This window comes from Allomuricauda sp. ANG21 (assembly GCF_040705235.1).
GTDB classification, from domain to species: Bacteria; Bacteroidota; Bacteroidia; order Flavobacteriales; family Flavobacteriaceae; genus Flagellimonas; species Flagellimonas marina.
In genome coordinates, this window is sequence record NZ_JBFCVT010000002.1 from 561,109 (window position 1) to 580,329 (window position 19,221).

Annotated in this window: 15 protein-coding genes; 4 read left to right on the forward strand and 11 right to left on the reverse strand. The window is 44.0% G+C overall.

What is annotated here, in order from left to right:
- Window positions 1-307 precede the first annotated feature (307 nt).
- A complete protein-coding gene (locus AB1A65_RS04885) occupies window positions 308-1,408 on the forward strand; it encodes a lactonase family protein (protein ID WP_366586199.1) in 1,101 nt (366 codons plus the stop codon).
- Between the two features lie 8 nt (window positions 1,409-1,416).
- Here AB1A65_RS04885 and AB1A65_RS04890 read toward each other — a convergent pair whose 3' ends face one another.
- The 8 genes from AB1A65_RS04890 to AB1A65_RS04925 form a co-directional block, all read right to left on the reverse strand.
- The gene (locus AB1A65_RS04890; RefSeq protein WP_366586201.1) at window positions 1,417-1,746 is read right to left on the reverse strand and encodes a hypothetical protein; all 330 of its coding nucleotides are present in this window, start codon (window positions 1,744-1,746) and stop codon (window positions 1,417-1,419) included.
- 97 nt (window positions 1,747-1,843) lie between these two features.
- Window positions 1,844-2,773, reverse strand: a complete 930-nt coding sequence (locus AB1A65_RS04895) for an SMP-30/gluconolactonase/LRE family protein (RefSeq protein ID WP_366586203.1) — start codon at window positions 2,771-2,773, stop codon at window positions 1,844-1,846.
- A gap of 57 nt (window positions 2,774-2,830) precedes the next feature.
- Window positions 2,831-3,292: a nuclear transport factor 2 family protein gene (locus AB1A65_RS04900; RefSeq protein ID WP_366586205.1), complete on the reverse strand. Its 462-nt coding sequence runs from the start codon at window positions 3,290-3,292 to the stop codon at window positions 2,831-2,833.
- 76 nt (window positions 3,293-3,368) lie between these two features.
- Window positions 3,369-4,136, reverse strand: a complete 768-nt coding sequence (locus AB1A65_RS04905) for a LytTR family DNA-binding domain-containing protein (RefSeq protein ID WP_366586207.1) — start codon at window positions 4,134-4,136, stop codon at window positions 3,369-3,371.
- A gap of 36 nt (window positions 4,137-4,172) precedes the next feature.
- Entirely contained in the window at window positions 4,173-5,264 is a 1,092-nt protein-coding gene (locus AB1A65_RS04910; RefSeq protein WP_366586209.1) for a DNA helicase PriA, read from the reverse strand.
- Window positions 5,265-5,418: 154 nt separating this feature from the next.
- Window positions 5,419-6,555 carry an SPFH domain-containing protein gene (locus AB1A65_RS04915; RefSeq protein WP_366586211.1) on the reverse strand — a complete coding sequence of 379 codons (1,137 nt, stop codon included), beginning with the start codon at window positions 6,553-6,555 and terminating at the stop codon, window positions 5,419-5,421.
- Between the two features lie 81 nt (window positions 6,556-6,636).
- A complete protein-coding gene (locus AB1A65_RS04920) occupies window positions 6,637-7,602 on the reverse strand; it encodes an Ig-like domain-containing protein (protein WP_366586213.1) in 966 nt (321 codons plus the stop codon).
- Between the two features lie 164 nt (window positions 7,603-7,766).
- Complete coding sequence (locus AB1A65_RS04925) at window positions 7,767-8,207, reverse strand: nuclear transport factor 2 family protein (protein WP_366586215.1); 441 nt, start codon at window positions 8,205-8,207, stop codon at window positions 7,767-7,769.
- 121 nt (window positions 8,208-8,328) lie between these two features.
- Here AB1A65_RS04925 and AB1A65_RS04930 point away from each other — a divergent pair, with 121 nt between their 5' ends.
- Entirely contained in the window at window positions 8,329-9,453 is a 1,125-nt protein-coding gene (locus AB1A65_RS04930) for a DUF2891 domain-containing protein (RefSeq protein ID WP_366586217.1), read from the forward strand.
- A 2-nt stretch (window positions 9,454-9,455) separates the two neighbouring features.
- Here AB1A65_RS04930 and AB1A65_RS04935 read toward each other — a convergent pair whose 3' ends face one another.
- Genes AB1A65_RS04935 through AB1A65_RS04945 form a run of 3 tightly spaced genes read right to left on the reverse strand, consistent with a single transcriptional unit; the run spans window position 9,456 to window position 12,831 of the window.
- On the reverse strand, window positions 9,456-10,661 hold the full coding sequence (locus AB1A65_RS04935; protein ID WP_366586219.1) for a P1 family peptidase: 1,206 nt from the start codon (window positions 10,659-10,661) through the stop codon (window positions 9,456-9,458).
- Complete coding sequence (locus AB1A65_RS04940; protein ID WP_366586221.1) at window positions 10,591-12,015, reverse strand: Gfo/Idh/MocA family oxidoreductase; 1,425 nt, start codon at window positions 12,013-12,015, stop codon at window positions 10,591-10,593. Before AB1A65_RS04940 ends, AB1A65_RS04935 begins: the two co-directional genes overlap by 71 nt.
- A 21-nt stretch (window positions 12,016-12,036) precedes the next feature.
- Entirely contained in the window at window positions 12,037-12,831 is a 795-nt protein-coding gene (locus AB1A65_RS04945; protein WP_366586223.1) for a DUF1080 domain-containing protein, read from the reverse strand.
- Between the two features lie 104 nt (window positions 12,832-12,935).
- Between AB1A65_RS04945 and AB1A65_RS04950 the strand changes: the two genes are divergently transcribed.
- Both AB1A65_RS04950 and AB1A65_RS04955 read left to right on the forward strand, forming a co-directional pair.
- Entirely contained in the window at window positions 12,936-16,070 is a 3,135-nt protein-coding gene (locus AB1A65_RS04950) for a glycosyl hydrolase (RefSeq protein ID WP_366586225.1), read from the forward strand.
- Window positions 16,071-16,080: 10 nt separating this feature from the next.
- Window positions 16,081-19,203, forward strand: a complete 3,123-nt coding sequence (locus AB1A65_RS04955) for a glycosyl hydrolase (RefSeq protein WP_366586227.1) — start codon at window positions 16,081-16,083, stop codon at window positions 19,201-19,203.
- The last annotated feature ends 18 nt before the right edge of the window (window positions 19,204-19,221 follow it).

A 19,221-nucleotide genomic window follows, 5' to 3' on the forward strand; every position in this document is an offset into this window, starting at 1 on the left:
ATGCTTGGACCAACAATTAGAATCCCGGCTATGCCAAGATTTCTCTGCCAGGAATCTAAGTTCAAATAAACATTTAAAATGGATTTTCCGATGCGGATTGTCAAACCTAATATCACTAACACCAAGAATCGGTGTGCAAGACGGTTGCCCTTTTTCAATGTGATTAAATACACACACAAAAAGAGGCCTTGGGCAATTCCCAAACTACAAAGCACAAGTAATAAAACATCATTTTTCACATTATAAAGATAAAAAGTTGATGACATTACGTTACTTTCGATGTTTTAAAATATTAATGTACAAATCAATGAAGAACCTTATATTTCTTCTGTTAGTTGCCATATTCTTTATGGCTTGTTCGGATGATTCCCAAAAAATGAAGACGCACACCGTATTTATAGGAACCTACACCCAAGGAGACAGCGAAGGCATCTACTCGCTTCAATTTAATGCTGAAACTGGAGAGTTGGACTCCTTAAAGTTGGAAGCAAAAATTCCCAACCCTTCCTTTTTGACCATTTCCAAGGATAAACAGCACCTGTACGCAGTACAGGAAACGGCAGATTTTGATAGTCTGGGAGGAGGTGTTTTCGCTTTTAAAATCAATAAGGAAGGGTTGGAACTACAAAACAGCATGGGCACTGGAGGCCCAGGCCCTTGTCATGTTGCACTTTCAGGAGATGGCCGCTTGGCCGTATCCAACTATTCAGGAGGCAGTGTTGCACTATATCGGTTGAATGAAGATGGGTCTTTTGGGAGTGCCCCCCAAATAATTGATCATAAAGTTTTGGATACCACCAAAACACCCCATGCCCACATGGCACAATTTACCAAAGAAGGTCTTTTTGTGGCTGATTTAGGTCTCGATGCCATAAAACGCTACCAGCTAACGGATGGCATGTTTGTGCCAGGAGAACAAGAGACGCTGTCATTTGTTGATGGAGCTGGACCACGACATTTTACATTTGGCCAGGATGGGAAGCTACTCTATGTCATCAATGAATTGAATGCTACCATATCCGTGTTCGAGAAAAATACTGATGGAACCTATCAAGAAATTCAAGTAGTGGAAACCTTGGCCCGAGATTTTAAAGGAAGAAATGCCTGTGCCGATATTCATTTATCAGCCGATGGAAAGTTTTTGTACGGTTCCAATAGAGGGGAAAACACCATTGTCATTTTTGCCGTGGATGCTACCTCCGGGAAATTGAGTTTGGTGGGAAGGCAATCCGTTCACGGAGATTGGCCACGTAATTTTTCGTTGGACCCTTCTGAAAACTTTTTATTGGTGGCCAACAAAAGTAGCAGCAACATTGTGGTGTTCAAAAGAGATGTGGAAGCTGGTACACTGACTTACCTGAGCGAGGTTGAAGTGCCCAATCCCATTTGCCTTGAGTTTTTGGACTAATTCCAAAATCATTCGCAGCGAAACGTCTTTCCGTTGACTTCAAAAGAGGAAGTTTCATTAGGTCTGAGCGAACCGTGCCACGAGTCCTTGTACCATTTTTCGGGTTCATCATCATTGCGATAATCGGCAGTAAAAAAGGAAAAATCTGGGTTAAAGGTGATGATAATGTCCCCTTTTCCGTCAGCATCGTGCCAGCGGCCAGTCATTACGTGGTCTTTCAATCGACCCCAAACTCCACCGAGTGCCTTTTTGTGAATCAAATAATAGGCGCCAGCCACTTCATCGTTATCGATAAGGAGATCAAAGCGACCAATTTCAGTACAATAGTTTTTGGACATGATAGTGTTTTGGTCTTCATTCTGGGCATAAAATAATAGGCACATCAAACCAAAAAAAATGAAGCAAAAGGAAGTTTTATGAATCATAACAGATGCTTTATAAAGGAATTTTTAAGCGAGTTAATCGATAATTCTCCAATTGGTCTGGGTGGATAATGGTATTGTTTTCCTGATTAAAATTATTCAACTGCGAATCTGCTACAAAGTACATATGGCCGTCATAAATGGCGAAGGTCGTTGGGATGTCTGAAGCGTGTTCAAATACTGTTATTTTGGTATCAGAGATAATTTCTGAGCTATTTTCATTCAACCCAAATTGAAAGACTCCATTAAGTGTTAGGTCTCTTCTTCCATTGACAATGGCAAAAAGGTTGTTCCCGTGATATATCATGCCATCAATGCCCTTGAATGTATTGGGTTGGTTGATGAGTTTTTTACGGGTAATATCCAAAATTCGGATACCGCTGGTGTACGAAGCCAAGTACAGGTATTTGCCGTCATCCGAAATGGAAATACCGTTGGAGTGTTTCACCTCATAATGGGAAAAAAAGACCTCCAATTGACCTGTTGCGGGGTTAATGGTATAAATGTCACCGCTTTCAGAATCCGTGATGTAAACAGCCCCCTTCGAGTTTACTGCAATGTCATTCAAGAACACAAAACTTCCATTGTTAAGCGTGTAAGACTTGATGAGTTCTCCCGAGGTGATATCCAGCAAGAGTAAGATGGAGCTGTTATTTTCCTTGGACAACCCATTTCCCAGTGCATATAGGGTATCTCCTTTTATGGTCATGCCAAAACCGGAAAGATACCCGAATTCATGACTCGAAAGAAACTCCTCCGCACGGTTCCCATCCAAATTGCAACGGACAATCTTAGCACTTTTTAAACTGTTCAGGTACACCTTTTTTGAAACGGGGTCAATGGCAATTCCCTCGGGAATTAAATCTTTCTCGAAATGAAGTTCAATGGATTTTTCAGGATTAGCACATGAAATAAATAGGGCCAACAAAAAGACTATCCGCATGATTGATGATTGAATGCGAAAAATACTAAATATTGCCAAATTTTAGTTTTTAGGATTTCATTCCACCTGTTTTATTCCCGAAACATGCGAAGCAATGGCCTTCCATTGTCCATTTCGTTTAACCACAACATTGCTGGATTGATAAATGGTTTTGGTGGAATCTTTAAAAATATGTCCCGTACCGCAGATCATTGCGGTTCCATTGGGCAATAGGTCCAAACGTTTTATTTCAAAGAAAAAGGAATCGTGGGAGCTACCGTGTTCCTTTATCCATGCCAATTCTTGTGCTTTATTGGACCAGTTGCCATCCGCATCGATCATTTGAAAGTCATCCCCCAAAATGGAATCGAGCAACACCGTGTCCTGTTCTCTGTATGCTTTGGGCCAATCCACTTCCTTTAGCTGTCGCAGTAAAACTTGGTCTTGTTCTGAAATAACTGCGGTGGAATCTGGGGCCTGTGTCTCTGTTTTACAGGAAAGCAAAGTGAAAATGGCAATGATGATGAAATAACGATTCATGGTTTTTTATTTTGTTATTTCAAAAATAATGGCCGAGCGCAGTTGGCAATAATGAAGCTATGCGAGTTGCGGAAAATTAGTCGTGAGTCGCGGAATCAGAACCTATAAAATCTTTAAAATAAGTTCGACTGAATTTTAGCTTCGCTCCATTTTTCAAGTAAAGGGTACCATCCCCATTCTTATTTTTTTGGAAAGAATCAATACAGTTGGAATTTACCAAATAGGACCGGTGAACGCGCCCAAAATTGTTGGAACTTACTTGTTTTTGAAAAGCGAGTAGACTTTGGTATTTCACAAACTTCCCTTTTTCGGTGTGTAAAACAATGCAATTATTATTCGTTTCCACATATAGAATTTCCTTGGGGTGAAGGATAAACTGCCTTCCGTTTTTGGAAACCTTTATCTGTTCGGGTTTTTCTGATGTGCTTGTTGTTGAGTTTGATTCGTTTCCCACAAAATGAAACAAAAGGAAAAAATAACAAAGTAAGTTGACTGCAATGTTGTTGGTAAGTCCGGCATTCAATAAATTGAAACTGGGCGAAGTGCACTGGAATACAGTGGTCATTAAAAAAACGACCAATAGCTGTCCCATAATAATATTCAATGCCGAGGCCGATAATCCCAGCCCTCCTTGAATCAACAGAGATTTGGAATGGGGGTTAAACGACCATTTTTGACTCCAAACCTTGATTTGCTTGGCAGAAGCCGTCCAAAAGACAAAGCTGGTAATAGCCAAAATACTCAACTCAGAAAAGCACGGAATTCCCAAGCTCTCTTGAAACATGCGACCAATGCCCATGTTGAGCAAAACAAACACTGATATTAAAGAAATCGGTTTGGGCATGGTTAAAGATACAGATTGTAAACAGCTATTAACCTATTATTTAGCAAAATAAACAAAGATTCCAATAGCAATCAATCCCAATAGCACGGCAAAGAAAATCTTCCAAAAACTATAGGGCCTTGTTCCCGAAATCTGCCCATTTTCACCATTGATGAAGAAATTGTACTCCTTACCTTGGTACCGATAGGCGCTCACATAAACCGGCAACAAAATATGCTTAAAAGTCTCTTCGGAGAGTTGCATATCCATGCTTGTCACTCGTTGGGTGTCTCCGCCAATGTCTTGCCTACACCAGCGTTCTGCAATATCCCGCGCCACTTCTTTGGAATGAAGGTGTCCCTCTTGCAAGGGGATGGTATATTTTTCAGTAACAAAACCAGAAAGAAAACTGCTATCAAAAGGCTGCAATAGCTTTAAGTTCCACTGGGCAATTTTTTGTGGAATCCGTCCTGCTTTTTGCTGTGAAGCCTTAATCAAGGTGTCGTCCACAAACCCGGAAACTTTTCCAGAAGCAGGATACCATCGGGTTTTCCGAACCCGTTGCGTGACCATTTTCCCATTCGCATCCCGAACCCTTTTGGTTTCATAGTAATACTCCCCGCGCTGGCCGGTATAGGAAGCGGTAAGTTGCGCATCAAAAGTCCAATACGGTAAATAAAGTCCTTTGGTAAATTGGGGATCCAGTGCAGCTTTTTTGAGTTTGTTCGGAGCAAACCACAACCCATTTACCCATTTCTTAAAAATGGCAAATGAGGCTTTCTTATCAATTTGAAAGGGAAGTACCGCACCGGGCAAAATCCAATCTTCTTTGTAGGCATCCTCTAGGATTAAGGGCATTCCACAATAGACACAGTGGAGTGATTTATAATTTTCCTCCACATGCTGATTGGCACCACAATTTTTGCAGTGAAGCATTGAAATTTCCTCACTGTGCCGTTGAGCGCCCATCTCTTGGAGATAGGGGTATAGTTCTAACTCCTCAAACCCCTTTTCACCCAATTTTATGGTTTCCTCATGCCCGCAATATTCGCAACTGATGTTAGTGGTGCCTGGCTTGTATTTAAGTTCGGCACCACAGTTGACACAGGCTTTCTTGAGTTCGGTCTTTTGGATTTCTTGTTCTTCCAAGGGCTTTTGTCATTCTGAGTGAAACGACGAATCCCACTCATTTTCTTGAATCAATTGTCATTTCGAAATAAGTTGCGAAGCAACGATTGAGAAATCTCAACTTTCCGATTTAGATTTCTCATTCGCAAGCTCCTTCGAAATGATATCAAATGTATTATTCTGTTGGCAATGGCGGAGGGGTATTGCCACCCAAGAACGATTTCAATTCATCCACTTCCTTCAAGGGGGTCCAAGCCGCCATACCTTGTTTCCAGACCAAACTATCCCGGTTGACGGTTCTGCCCGCAAACAAAGCTTGTAGTTGTTCAAACGATACGGGACCGTGTTGCGTGCCGTTCACCGCATAAAAATACTGGGTGGGTGCGGGCATAGGTGGAGGCGTTTGCGCTGCTGCGGGTTGTCCTTGCGCGGTTTCACCTCCCGATTGCGGATTCATCATTCCGCCCATTTGCTGGGCCAACACAAACCCCATTCCCATTCCCATTCCAGCGCCAGCAGTTCCACCTTCATTTTGGGCGGCAGCTTCAATGGCTTTGGCGGTCTTGAATTTGGTGAGTTTGTCCAAATCCAATTTATCGATACGGCTGTACTCGAAGATTTCCTTTTTAAGGTCTTCGGGCATAGAGACATTTTCAATGTAGAATTTTTCCAAGGAAATCCCCACGCTCTGAAATTCAGGAGCCATCACTTCACGACAGGTATCTGAAAGTTCGGTGGTGTTGGCCGCATAGAGTTCAATGGGCAGATTGGCTTGGCCAACTGTATTGGTGAATCGCGTAGCGATCAAGCTTTTTAAGTGCTCGTTGATTTCAAAATTGGTAAAGTTGCTATCGGTTCCCACAATATCGATGATGAACTTCCCTGCATCTGAAATTTTAAACGCATAGGTGCCAAAGGCTCGTATTTCTACCAAACCGAAACGGTCATCACTTAGCGTAATGGGACTCTTTGTACCCCATTTTTCATCGGTGAACAAATGGGTATTCACAAAATAGACCTCTGCTTTAAACGGCGAGTTAAACCCATATTTCCATCCTTTTAAGGTGGCTAAAATGGGTAGGTTTTGTGTGGTTAGGTCGTAAGTGCCCGGCTTAAAAACATCGGCTAGTTGCCCCTCGTTGATGAACACAGCGGTCTGTCCTTCTCGGACAATCAACTTTGCCCCGTTCTTGATTTCATTTTGGTAGCGTTCAAATCGATGCGCAATGGTGTCATCCGTATAGTCTAGCCACTCAACAATGTCAATAAACTCATTGCTGAGTTTTTCTTTTATTTTTCCAAATAGGTCCATGGTACAGTGTTTTTACTAAATCCACTTAAAACTAAAAAAAATGTGCTTAGTAAACTTTGGAGGACCTTAAAAAAGGTTGAATTAATTTGGATTTACCCGATAGGTGATCTTTCTATTGGTAATCACTTTTGCCCCAATGGTAAGAAAAACGTCTGCTTCATCACATAGTCTGCTATTATCCACAAAACCCATGCTACAGAGCGAGGGCCTAGTAGAACCACTACCATCCATGAACCTCCCAAGAAGAATATCTGTTGCATTGGCCGTATTAAGTGGAGAGTTAGGCGGAGCCAATGCTATCACAGAAGTGGTTCCGTTCGCGGTATAGGTAATGTTTCCTGTGACTTCATCATAAGAAATTGAATAAGGGACGTTTCCAGCAATAAAACTTCCCAATGTTGTGGTATAGCTTGTGGGTGAACCCGTAACACCATCAATCACATCGACCCGTATGCCCAATTCATTACCTGTTATGTGGTAGACTCTAAAATTACCTGCTGTTACAATATCTGCAGTTCCTTCTTGGTCTTCATATTCAAAGAAAACCCTAAAACTGGTAAAATTAAAAATACCGCCTGTGTTGGGTACGTTAATATCGAAACCGGTACTACCACCAGCACCAGTGGGAAAATAGATTCCACACCCCAATTGTGCCGCTAGTGGGTTGACCGATGTAGCATCTGGACCTATGGTGGCAATGGTAAGGTCTGGATTGTCAAAATCAAAAAGTGAAACCGTGTTATTCGGGGTGCCGTCGTCGCAAACGCGATACCTAAAGGTATCGTTTCCAATATAACCGGAATCAGGTGTATACGTAAAGCTTCCATCGGCATTAATGCTAACAGATCCATTGGCAGGGTCAATTACTGGACTGGTCTGTACGGACATTGTTGCATTTCCATTGGCATCAGAGTCGTTGGCCAAAAGTCCGTTGCTCGCATTTTTTTGTAGTGTAAAGTCGATACCGAGCTCATAGGAGTCATCAACAGCCACTGGGGCTGATTTTTGGGCATGCACCATACCCATATTCCCTATGACAAACGCCATAAACGTAACTACAAGTACAGATTTATGTGGGTTTAGCAAGATCATATTGTGTCAAAACTAACCCTTCTGGACTCTATTTGGCGCAAAAATGTTGTAAGTGTCTGCTATTCTGATGTGTGGAGGCGGTTTTGTAGGGAGGACACCGCATAAGGGTATACGAAGGTTTACTTTACCTCACAAGAAGTGTCCGCAATGATTTTCCATTCCCCATCAATCCGCTTTAGGACTAGCATAAAAATACCGTGCATGTTTCCTACGGTACGCGTGAGGTTGTATTCTCCCATAACCATATAGGCATCCTCATACACCTTGGAAATCTCATTTGATGTCAATTTAAGATGGCCAAAATGATCTTGGGACGGATAACTCTTTTTGTATCGATCCTTGGTACTTTGCCAACCCTTTACCACCCCAGCACTACCATAAAAAGTAAGCTCCTCCGATTTCCAATAGGTTTCCATAAAAGTGTCAATGTCGTAATCGTTCCAAGCATTTTGCTGAACAGAGAGCACCTTTAAGATATCAGCTTTGTCTTTGTCTTCAGTTGGGGTTTGCGAAAAGCAACTTAGGGAAAACAAGAAAATCAAATAGTATGCATTTTTCATAGTAGCTGCGGTTTGGTGCTTTAAATCTATAAAAAACGAACTTATCCAGTAGTGTATTGGGACAAAATGGATGGGTTTTGCTACTTTGGACTACTTGAATTGGATAAAAACAGATTATTTAATGAGATTTCAATCACGTATTTTTTTGGCAGCATCTGTGCTTTTCCTCACTTCGTGTGGAGAAGGGAACAAAAAATCAAAACCAACCGAACAAGTAGTAGAGAAACAACCGACCAGTTCTGAAAAAATCACCCTTACCTTGGAACAGGCCAATAGCTTGGCCACCCTTCCGTTGGAATGTGTGCAAAAGGAGTATCCCAATAAATTGGGCCACACTTTGGGAAGCAAGGATGATTTAGGGGAACCCCAATCCCTTCACCCTGCTTTTTATGGTTGTTTTGATTGGCATTCCTCTGTGCATGGCAATTGGTCCATGGTGCGATTGCTGAAGGAGTTTCCAAATGTGGAAGAAGCGCAACGGATGCGAAGGATACTTTCAGAAAACATCACACCAGGGAGCATAGCCGGAGAGGTTAATTATTTTGAAGGAGAGCACAATAAAAATTACGAGCGAACCTACGGTTGGGGTTGGTTGTTGAAATTGGCCGAGGAGCTCCATACTTGGGAAGACCCGCTCGCCCGAGAATTGGAAAGCAACTTGAAACCTTTAACGGAGTTGATTGCCCAAAAATTCATTGACTATCTGCCCAAATTGCAATATCCGGTTCGGGTGGGGACACATACCAACACCGCTTTTGCATTGGCCTTTGCTTGGGATTATGCCCAAACCCTGAACAATACTGCTTTGCAGGAAGCGATTAAGCAACGTGCGCTGGATTTTTATCAAAATGATGCGGATTGTCCGCTGACTTGGGAGCCCAGTGGCGCGGATTTTCTGTCCCCATGTTTTGAGGAGGTGGATTTAATGCGACGTATTTTGGGGAAGGAAGAATTTTTAAAGTGGATGAATCAGTTCCTGCCCAGTTTGCAACAACCTGACTTTGATGTGGCCGTGGCCTTGGTTGGCGATCGTGAAGATGGGCAGTTGGTCCACTTGGATGGCTTGAATTTTAGCCGGGCTTGGGTACTGTTTGGCTTGGCGAATCAATATCCGGAGGAATATGGACATTTAGAGTCCTTGGCTCATGAACATTTGGCCTATTCTTTTCCAAACTTGATTGGGGACAATTATGAGGGCGGCCACTGGTTGGGCACTTTTGCGATTTATGCGTTAGGGGAGCAGTAGAATTATTTTTTGATTTTCCCAGCCTCCTTCAACATCTTAAGAACTTTTTCTTTGGGGAGGGCGTCAATGGTATGTCCATCCCTTCCAGTAGTGGTTTTAGCCGCAAAAAGGGAGTTGAGTATGGCTTCTTCGGTAGCTTCAATAGTGGCCAAAAAGAGCGGAGTCATAGCTTCATTACGTAAAGTGGGTACAGTTTGAATGGGATTTTCACTTTCGTAGGGAATTCGACAGTCTTCTGCGGTGGAAACCGCAATCACATAATCGCCACTGCCATTACTGGCTATGCCTCCTGTTCTGGAGAGGCCAAGCATGGCCCGTTTGGCCAGTCGCTCCAAATTTCTTGAATCCAAGGGAGCGTCGGTAAGCACCACCATCATACAGGAACCATCGGGAGAATATTTAAAACTATCGGAATAGTGTCCAAGCTGTTTGCCCACATCCACACCGGCCACTTGTAGTACTCCCCCAAAATTGGTCTGCACCAATACACCTACGGTGTAAGCACCAGATTTTTCCGGGAGTACTCTAGATGAAGTTCCAATGCCACCTTTAAAACCAAAACAGATGGTACCCGTGCCTGCGCCTACATTACCTTCGGGAACGGTCCCAGAAGTTGCTGAAGAAATAGCTTGGAGTACATCAGCTTCGGTAACATGACGCCCCCGAATATCGTTGAGGTAGCCATCATTGGTCTCGCCCACTACGGCATTAACGGAACGAACATTTCCGTTGCCTGTTTGGTCCAATGTATAGCTGATGACCGCATTTACCGCGGTGGGAACACTCAACGTATTGGTCAAAACAATGGGCGTCTCCAAATTGCCCAACTCCTTAACTTGGGTGTAGCCAGCCAATTTTCCAAAACCGTTGCCCACATAGATGGCAGCAGGCACTTTTTCCTGAAAAATATTTCCCGAATGTGGTAAAATAGCCGTAACCCCAGTTCTACTGGCATCACCTTTTTGTAGAGTGGTGTGCCCCACTTGAACTCCGGGAACGTCGGTAATGGCGTTGAATGTTCCAGGTTGGAGCACGCCTATTTCCACACCGTGATCTCGAAGTCGGTTTTGTGACATTGTATGCATCGATAGCAACAGTATAAAAAGGGAAACAAGCTGTGCTTTCATGGCGACAACCTTAAAAATCCCTGTAATCGCCAGACAAGTATTGATTCGCTTTCTCTTCTTTGAATCTTGCTGATTCTGCATCCCAATGCAAGGTTTCACCTGGAAAACGACCCGCGATGGTTCCTAAAAGAATGGTCTCCGTCAATCGCGCGGCATAATCAAATGGGGCTGTGGTTTCTCCCTTGCCCAAACAGGCGTCCACAAATTGATGATAGTGTTTGGGGCCTTCGGACTGGTAGTTGCGAATAGGCTCACCCAAGTTGTGTTCTTCGGATACCTTGGCGATTTCTTTGGAGATGTCCACATATTTCCCTTTTCTGATTTTCTTGGGCAATTGCATAAAGTGGGGCAACAATAAACGTCCTTTTTCACCCACAAACATGGCACCCTGTTCCGGCAATTCGTTTTCGGCGGCAACTCCGGCATCCAATGATATTTTGTCTTTTACACTTTTATCACCGGATGTAGCAGTTTTTTTCATTTCCATACCCGGCAACATAAGGTCTTCGCTCAGGGTTGGAGCACCTGGGCCATCATACCAGACCCATTTTAAAGTCTTGGTAGTATATGGGGTTTGCGGAAACTCATAGGTAACGGTATTGTTTTCAGGATAACCGAAACCGTTGGAAGGTCGACATTCAGTTCTAATGGTGCGAGGCACATCGAGGGCGAGGGCATTGTAGGGCGTATCAAAAATATGGACACCCATATCACCGAGGGTACCACAGCCGTAATCCATCAGCTTTCTCCAATTACCAGGATGGTACATGCCCTCTTTGTAAGGTCTTTCTGCGGAGGTTCCTAACCAAAGGTTCCAATCCAGTTGGGCAGGAACAGGGTCTTCTCCCTGAGGAAGGGGCCCATCATACCCCCAATTCTTGGGAGACCAGGCATGAACTGTATGTACTTTGCCAATGATACCGGATTGAATCAAAAGTGTGGCCAATTTATAGTCATAAAAGGAATGCACCTGTATCCCCATTTGGGTCACCAACCCTTTTTCGGCGGCCAATTTTTTCATTTCCCTTGATTCCGATACATAATGGGTCAATGGTTTTTGACAATAAACGGGCTTGTCCATCTCCATGGCCATTAAGGAAGCAGGCGCATGGGTATGATCCGGTGTCGATACAATAACGGCATCAATTTCATCACCAATTTCTTGGAGCATGGCTCTGTAATCAAAAAAGACACGTGCACCGGGATGCAGTTTGTGGGCAGCAGCCAAATTAACCGCATCCACATCGCAAAGGGCCACCACATCCACTTGCGGATGGGATGAAATATCACGTAAGTCTTCAAAACCCATATTGCCCACACCTATATGGGCTGTTCGCAGCCTTTGTTGTGGATTTAAATTGTTCAATAGCGATGGGGCCAGTGCAAGACCTAAAACGCCTACGCTGCTTTTTTTGATAAATTCTCGTTTGTTCATGCGATGGTATGGTATAGTCAGTTAAAGTTTTTTGATTTTGATATTGCGGAACCAGATGGGACTGGAGTGGTCCTGAAGGGCAATATACCCTTTTTTAAATTTGCCATAATCCGGGGCATTGTCCCATTTTCCGGAGTTCTTCTTGGCCTTCCATTCTTCGGACCACGGCACAAATTCCAATAGTTTTTTGCCATTGAGCCAGTGTTCGGCCTTTTCGGGGGTAAATACAATTTTGGAGGAGTTCCATTCACCGACCGGGTTCAACTGTTTTTGGGATTCATCCGCTACATGCATAGCATAATCGGCCCCTGTTTTCTGCCAATCTTGGAGTTTTTCTGGGTGCTCAGCACCAAACTGGGAATTGTATCCAGTGAGGTCGTGGATGTTGGCATAGTTTTCATCATCAATAATCTGATATTCCGGGGCCACTACGGGTGGGCCGTCATAGCCTTCTTTCACATGATAAAAAATTCCGCTGTTGGCCCCTTCGGGAATTTTCCACTCCAAATACAGTTCAAAATTGTCGAACTCCTCGGCACCATATATAATGTCTTTCCCTCCTTTATAGTCCTGTTCAAGGCCCAATTCGGTATCAAAGGTTAATATGCTGTCCTTTATGGTCCATCCGGGCGGAAGGGAATCCATGTTGTACCCGCGCCAACCTTCCAAACTGGTTCCATCAAAAAGATAGATCCATTCGGAGGCAACTTTTTCAGGAGTCTCCGCAGTTTGATGGACATCTTCATTTTTTGGTTTGTTTTTGCAGGAAGTGGCAAGGGCAATAAAAAGAATTAGGAGTTTAAAGTAATGTTGCATTGTATGGTAAAATATTTTTTATGGGTGGTTAAAGTACAAAATATTGATAACCTTTTTGTCCCATTTTCATTACATTTAAAGCCGACTAATTCAACACTTTTAAAATGAAGACTAGCTTTCTCAACATCGGTATGCTTTTGCTTACCGCAACACTGTGCATTGCTCCAGTTCAATCCCAACGAAAAAAGAATACCCAATCCGCACCCGAATATCCAAGCGAGCTCTATTCCAGTCTGGAATATCGATTGATAGGTCCATTCCGTGGAGGCCGTTCCGCAGCGGTGACCGGAGTACCTGGCGAACCCAACCTGTTTTATTTTGGAGCAACAGGCGGAGGTGTTTGGAAAACCACAAACGGGGGCCGTACCTGGAGCAATATTTCGGATGGTTTTTTTGGCGGAAGTATTGGTGCTGTTGAGGTAGCTAAAAGTGACCCCAATGTTATTTATGTGGGCGGAGGAGAGAAGACCGTTCGCGGTAATGTCTCATCAGGATATGGGGTATGGAAAACAGAGGATGCCGGTAAAACATGGAAATCCATGGGACTGGAAAAAACAAGGCATATTCCAAGGTTGAAGGTGCACCCAACCGACCATAATATTGTGTACGCCGCCGTCATGGGTAATATTTACAAGCCCACCAAGGAACGTGGTATTTACAAAACAACGGATGGTGGAAAAACATGGAAACAAGTTCTCTTTGTAAACGACCATGCTGGGGCCGTTGACCTAACGTTTGACCCCAACAATCCCAGAATACTGTATGCATCTACTTGGAGGGTACAGCGTACCCCATACAGCTTAAGCAGTGGAGGTGATGGTTCCGCGCTTTGGAAAAGTACCGATAGCGGCGAAACTTGGACCGAAATTTCAAAGAATGAAGGTTTTCCAAAGGACACCTTGGGGATTATCGGAGTGACCGTATCGCCAAAAAACAGTAATCGCGTTTGGGCCATTGTAGAAAATAAGGAAAAAGGCGGATTGTATCGCTCCGAGGATGGCGGAAAAAAATGGACTTTAATTAATGAGGAACGTAAAATTCGTCAACGTGCTTGGTACTATACCCGTGTATATGCAGATACTGAAGATGAAGATGTGGTTTACGTCCTTAATGTGTCGTATCACAAAAGTACCGATGGTGGAAAAACATTTAACACCTTCAATGCGCCCCATGGAGACCACCATGATCTTTGGATAGCCCCAGAGAATTCGCAGCGTATGATTATTGGTGATGATGGTGGCGCCCAGATCAGTTATGATGGTGGCGAAACGTGGAGCACCTATTACAATCAGCCCACGGCTCAATTTTATCGTGTAACTACGGATAATGCTTTTCCCTACCGTATTTATGTAGCCCAGCAAGACAATTCAACCTTACGTATCAATCATAGAAGCGATGATGGTTCCATCGGTGAAGATGATTGGGAAGAAACTGCCGGGGGTGAATCGGCTCATATTGCTGTTGACCCAGCGAACAACGATATTGTCTATGGTGGCAGTTATGGGGGATTTTTAACGCGTGTAAACCACGAGAAGAATACGGTAAGAGGTATCAATGTTTGGCCCGATAATCCTATGGGCTATGGTGCCGAAGGGATGAAATACCGTTTTCAATGGAATTTCCCCATCATATTCAGCAAGCACGACCCCAAAAAACTGTATACTTTCTCCAATCATGTGCATATGAGCACCAATGAAGGGCAGAGTTGGGAATTGCTGAGTGATGACCTTACAAGAAACGACCCTACAAAATTGGTCTCCAGTGGTGGGCCCATTACGCAAGACAACACCGGGGTGGAGTATTACTGCACCCTCTTTGCGGCGAATGAAAGTCCTTTAAAAGAAGGCTTACTTTGGGTGGGCAGTGATGATGGCTTGATTCATGTCACCAAAGACGGCGGAGAAACTTGGGAAAATGTAACCCCGTCCAATATGCCCGAATGGAGCATGGTCAATAGTGTTGAACCTTCTGCTTTTGATGAAGGCACCTGTTATGTAGCCGCAACCCGATACAAATTGGGTGATTTTGCTCCGTATCTGTATAAAACCACGGATTACGGAAAAACTTGGACCAAAATCACAAATGATATAGACGGAGAGCATTTTACCCGTGTGGTTCGTGAGGATCCAAAAAGAAAAGGGTTGCTTTATGCTGGAACGGAAACCGGTATGTACATTTCTTTCAACGATGGACAGAACTGGGAAAAATTCCAGATGAATTTACCCATAGTTCCCATTACGGATTTAACCATTACGGATAACAATTTAATCGTGGCCACTCAAGGTAGAAGCCTATGGATTATAGATGACCTTACCGTTTTGCACCAGTTGGATGATTCAAAAAAATCCTTGGATGCGGTTTTGTACCAACCCAAGGATAGCTATCGTACCAAAGGGTCGGCAGCTCAAACACCTTCACTCACTGAAGGTCAAAACCACCCCAACGGAGTGGTCACCCATTTTTATCTGAAGGATATTGCTGAAAAGGACAGCATTGTGCTCACCTATACATCCATGTCTGGCGATACCCTGGCTTGGTACAGTAATAAAGCAGAGGACAAGGACAAAAGACTAATGGTGAAAAAAGGAGGCAATACCCACGTTTGGGATACGCGGGGAAAAGGAGCTGAAAAACTGGAAGGAATGATTCTTTGGTGGGCCAATCTGGACGGTGCCAAAGCCGTTCCCGGTTCGTATAAAGTGCATTTGAATGTGAATGGAAACAATCAATCGCAAAATTTTACGATTCTTCCCGATCCAAGAGCTGAGGTTTCTGTAGCCGATATGCAAAAACAGTATGATTTCATTTCGGACATCAATGAAACGGTGGACAAGGCACATCAATCCATCAAAAAAATTCGAAAAATCAATGAAAAACTGTCCGCTTTTGTGAAACAGTACAAAGATGTTGAAGCCACCAAAGCACTTGTGGAAAAGGCGGAGAAGATGAAGGAAGGGTTCAGCGAGATTGAAAAGGCCCTTTACCAAACCCAAAACCGAAGTAATCAAGACCCCTTGAACTTCCCAATCCGGTTGACCAACAAATTGGCACACTTGAACAGCCTGGTGTCCATTGATGATTTTCCACCAACAGAACAGGACATAGCTGTTAAGAATGAACTTTCGGGCAAAATCAAAACCCAGTTGACCGCTTTTGATGCCTTAGTGGATGAAGAAATCCAAGCGTTCAACAACGAGTTCAACAGTTTAGGATTGGAGTATTTGAGTGTAGAAGACTAAAATGGCAGCCATGAAAAAAATATTTTTTCTTTTATGTGCGTTTTGCGGAACCTTGGCCCTTGCCCAGACCGCGAACGAGTATTTTAAGCCCATGAAGTTTAGGAACATTGGTCCGTTTCGGGGAGGGCGTTCGGTAACTGCAAGTGGTGTTGTTGGCGACCCATTGACCTATTATATGGGCACTACCGGAGGTGGACTTTGGAAGACCACCAATGCTGGGGGCCACTGGGACAATATTTCCGATGGCTTTTTTGAAATGGGCTCCGTAGGAGCGGTAGCTGTTTCAGCATCAAACCCAAATATTGTCTATTGCGGTATGGGAGAGCATGCTCCCAGAGGTGTGATGACTTCGTATGGAGATGGAATGTATAAATCCAACGATGCGGGTAAGACCTGGATTAAACTCGGACTGGAAAAAACACAGCATATTTCCCGGATCATTATTCATCCTACCAATCCTAATGTGGTATATGTAGCTGCTCAAGGAGCATTGTATGGGCCCAATAAAGAGCGTGGAGTGTATCGCTCGCTTGATGGAGGAAAAACATGGAAGAATATCCTTTTTGTGGATGAAGGTACGGGAGCTGTTGAACTGTCCATGGACGCCCAAAATCCATTGGTATTATATGCTGCCATGTGGGAGCATCAACGTAAACCCAATATCGTGATCAGTGGTGGCGAGGGAAGCGGATTGTACAAAAGTACCGATGGTGGGGACACTTGGGAAGAACTCACCAACGGATTGCCCGAAGAAAAAGGAAAAATGGCCATTGCCGTAAGCTCCGCCAATTCCAATAAAGTGTACGCCCTAATTGAAAGCGATTCCAATGCGGACAAAGGTGGGCTTTTTGTGTCCAATGACGCAGGCAAAAGCTGGAGCATGGTCAGTGGTGATAATCGTTTGGTGCAACGGGCTTGGTATTATATTGAAGTGTTTGCCGACCCCAATGATGAGGATACGGTTTATGTGTTGAGTGCCGCAATGTTCCGTTCTGAAGATGGCGGAAAAACCTGGGAGACCATCGACGTGCCCCACGGGGATACCCACGATCTTTGGATCAACCCTGATAATTCCAAAAACATGGTCATGGCCGATGATGGCGGTGCAACCATTACGTTCAACTATGGAGAGAATTGGACCCTACAGGAAAATATGCCCACGGCTCAGTTTTATCGCATCAGTACAGACAACCTTTTCCCTTATAACATTTATGGTGGACAGCAGGACAACACATCAGTTAAAATAGCTAGCCTTTCCGTGGGTCGATGGAGCATCACCTTGGAAGATTGGCATTACTCCGCTGGTGGGGAAAGTGCCTTTTTGGGCTTTGATCCGGATAACCCAAGATATGTTATGGGGGGCAGTTATTTGGGAACCATCGAGCTATTGGATATGGAATCAAAAATGTCTACCAACGTTATGGCTGTACCCATCCAGTATTTGGGTCGTGATGCGCGGGACATGAAATACCTCTACAACTGGAATGCACCCATAATCTGGTCGCAACACGAACCCGGAACGTTTTATCACGGTGCTCAGTTGGTACTTCGTACCAGAGACAATGGCATTACTTGGGAAGAAATTTCACCGGACCTGACCCGTGATCAAGATGAACTACAAGGAAAAGGTGGCGGACCGTATACCAATGAAGCCGTGGGAGCTGAAAATTACGGAACGTTGGCCTACATCATTGAGTCGCCTCATGAGAAAGGCATTTTGTACACAGGAAGTGACGATGGTTTGGTCCATGTGACCAAAAATGGTGGGGAAACTTGGGAAAATATCACCCCAAAAGGATTACAGGAGTGTTTGATCAATGCCATTGAGGTATCGCCGCATGACCCAGCCACTATCTATATCGCAACAACTCGCTATAAGTTCAATGACTATACCCCAGCTTTGTACAAGAGTACCGATTATGGAAAAACGTGGACGAACATCAGTGCAGGGATTCCGTATGGTTCGTTTACGCGAGTGGTTCGAGAAGATCAAGAACGCAAAGGACTACTTTATGCTGGAACAGAAAAAGGACTGTACGTTTCATGGAACGATGGTGAAAATTGGGAACCCTTACAATTGAATTTGCCCAAAACGCCCATCACCGACTTGAAGGTGCATAAGGGCGATTTGATTGTAGCTACATCCGGGCGTTCGTTTTGGATTTTGGACAATATCACCACCTTGTCGCAATACACATCTAACCCAAATGGGCTGAAGTTGTATTCTCCAGAAGATGCTATTTACGGCTCTTGGGGCAGTCCGTTGAACAGTAACTCAAAAGAGGTTGATGGCACCAACCCGTATGAAGGGGTAAACCCGGCCAATGGCATGGTGATATACTACAATTTGCCCAAAGCAATGGACAGTGCAGAAATCACCATGGAGGTTTTGAACGAACAGGGTAAAATAGTTCGCAGCTTTACTTCAAAAAAGGATGAGGATTATGTGCCGCATAACGGGGGTGGGGCTCCTCCAGCACCAATTTTGGGAACGGACAAAGGATTGAACCGCTTTGTTTGGGATTTAAAGACACCGATAGTTCCCGGAATCCCAAACGTGTATATTGAGGCGGATTTTACGGGACACAAAGTCCCTCCGGGAACGTATACCCTACGCTTAAAAGCAGGTGGCGAAATCGTAACTACTCAAGGAAACGTAGTTCCAACCCCGAATGTGAATGTAACGCTTGAAAACTACAAGGAGCACGATGCGTTTATGACCGAGGTGGAAACCAATTTGACGGAAATGCACCAAAAAGTAAATACATTGTTCAAAGTTCAGGGACAATTGAAAGAGCTTTTGGAAGATTTGGAAAGTGAATCGCTCAAAGAAGAAGGGAAAGTACTTTTAACTAAGTTAAAGACATGGGACGAAGATATGGTGCAGCGTAAATCACAAGCGTATGACGATGTGGAGAACTTTCCCAACAAGTTTACTGCCGAGTACCTGTTTTTGGCGAATCATAGCAACAGCGCATTGCCAAAGATCAACAAGCCCTCAAAGGATAGAAAAAAGGAATTGGACGCCCAGTGGGTAGGTTTACGACAACGTGCCCTAACGTTGATGAACACCGATATTCCCAATTTCAACAACAAACTTTGGGAAAATGGTATCGGCGCCATCCGAATGTAAAATTTAAAACAGAGTATA

Bases quoted from the DNA above. Each gene is read 5' to 3' on its own strand.
- AB1A65_RS04950 (WP_366586225.1), top strand. From the start codon at position 12,936: ATGAAGACTAGCTTTCTCAACATCGGTATGCTTTTGCTTACCGCAACA.
- AB1A65_RS04915 (WP_366586211.1), bottom strand. From the start codon at position 6,555: ATGGACCTATTTGGAAAAATAAAAGAAAAACTCAGCAATGAGTTTATT.
- AB1A65_RS04885 (WP_366586199.1), top strand. From the start codon at position 308: ATGAAGAACCTTATATTTCTTCTGTTAGTTGCCATATTCTTTATGGCT.
- AB1A65_RS04890 (WP_366586201.1), bottom strand. From the start codon at position 1,746: ATGTCCAAAAACTATTGTACTGAAATTGGTCGCTTTGATCTCCTTATC.
- AB1A65_RS04920 (WP_366586213.1), bottom strand. From the start codon at position 7,602: ATGGCGTTTGTCATAGGGAATATGGGTATGGTGCATGCCCAAAAATCA.
- AB1A65_RS04945 (WP_366586223.1), bottom strand. From the start codon at position 12,831: ATGCAACATTACTTTAAACTCCTAATTCTTTTTATTGCCCTTGCCACT.
- AB1A65_RS04905 (WP_366586207.1), bottom strand. From the start codon at position 4,136: ATGCCCAAACCGATTTCTTTAATATCAGTGTTTGTTTTGCTCAACATG.
- AB1A65_RS04935 (WP_366586219.1), bottom strand. From the start codon at position 10,661: ATGCAGAATCAGCAAGATTCAAAGAAGAGAAAGCGAATCAATACTTGT.
- AB1A65_RS04930 (WP_366586217.1), top strand. From the start codon at position 8,329: ATGAGATTTCAATCACGTATTTTTTTGGCAGCATCTGTGCTTTTCCTC.
- AB1A65_RS04940 (WP_366586221.1), bottom strand. From the start codon at position 12,015: ATGAACAAACGAGAATTTATCAAAAAAAGCAGCGTAGGCGTTTTAGGT.
- AB1A65_RS04895 (WP_366586203.1), bottom strand. From the start codon at position 2,773: ATGCGGATAGTCTTTTTGTTGGCCCTATTTATTTCATGTGCTAATCCT.
- AB1A65_RS04900 (WP_366586205.1), bottom strand. From the start codon at position 3,292: ATGAATCGTTATTTCATCATCATTGCCATTTTCACTTTGCTTTCCTGT.
- AB1A65_RS04955 (WP_366586227.1), top strand. From the start codon at position 16,081: ATGAAAAAAATATTTTTTCTTTTATGTGCGTTTTGCGGAACCTTGGCC.
- AB1A65_RS04925 (WP_366586215.1), bottom strand. From the start codon at position 8,207: ATGAAAAATGCATACTATTTGATTTTCTTGTTTTCCCTAAGTTGCTTT.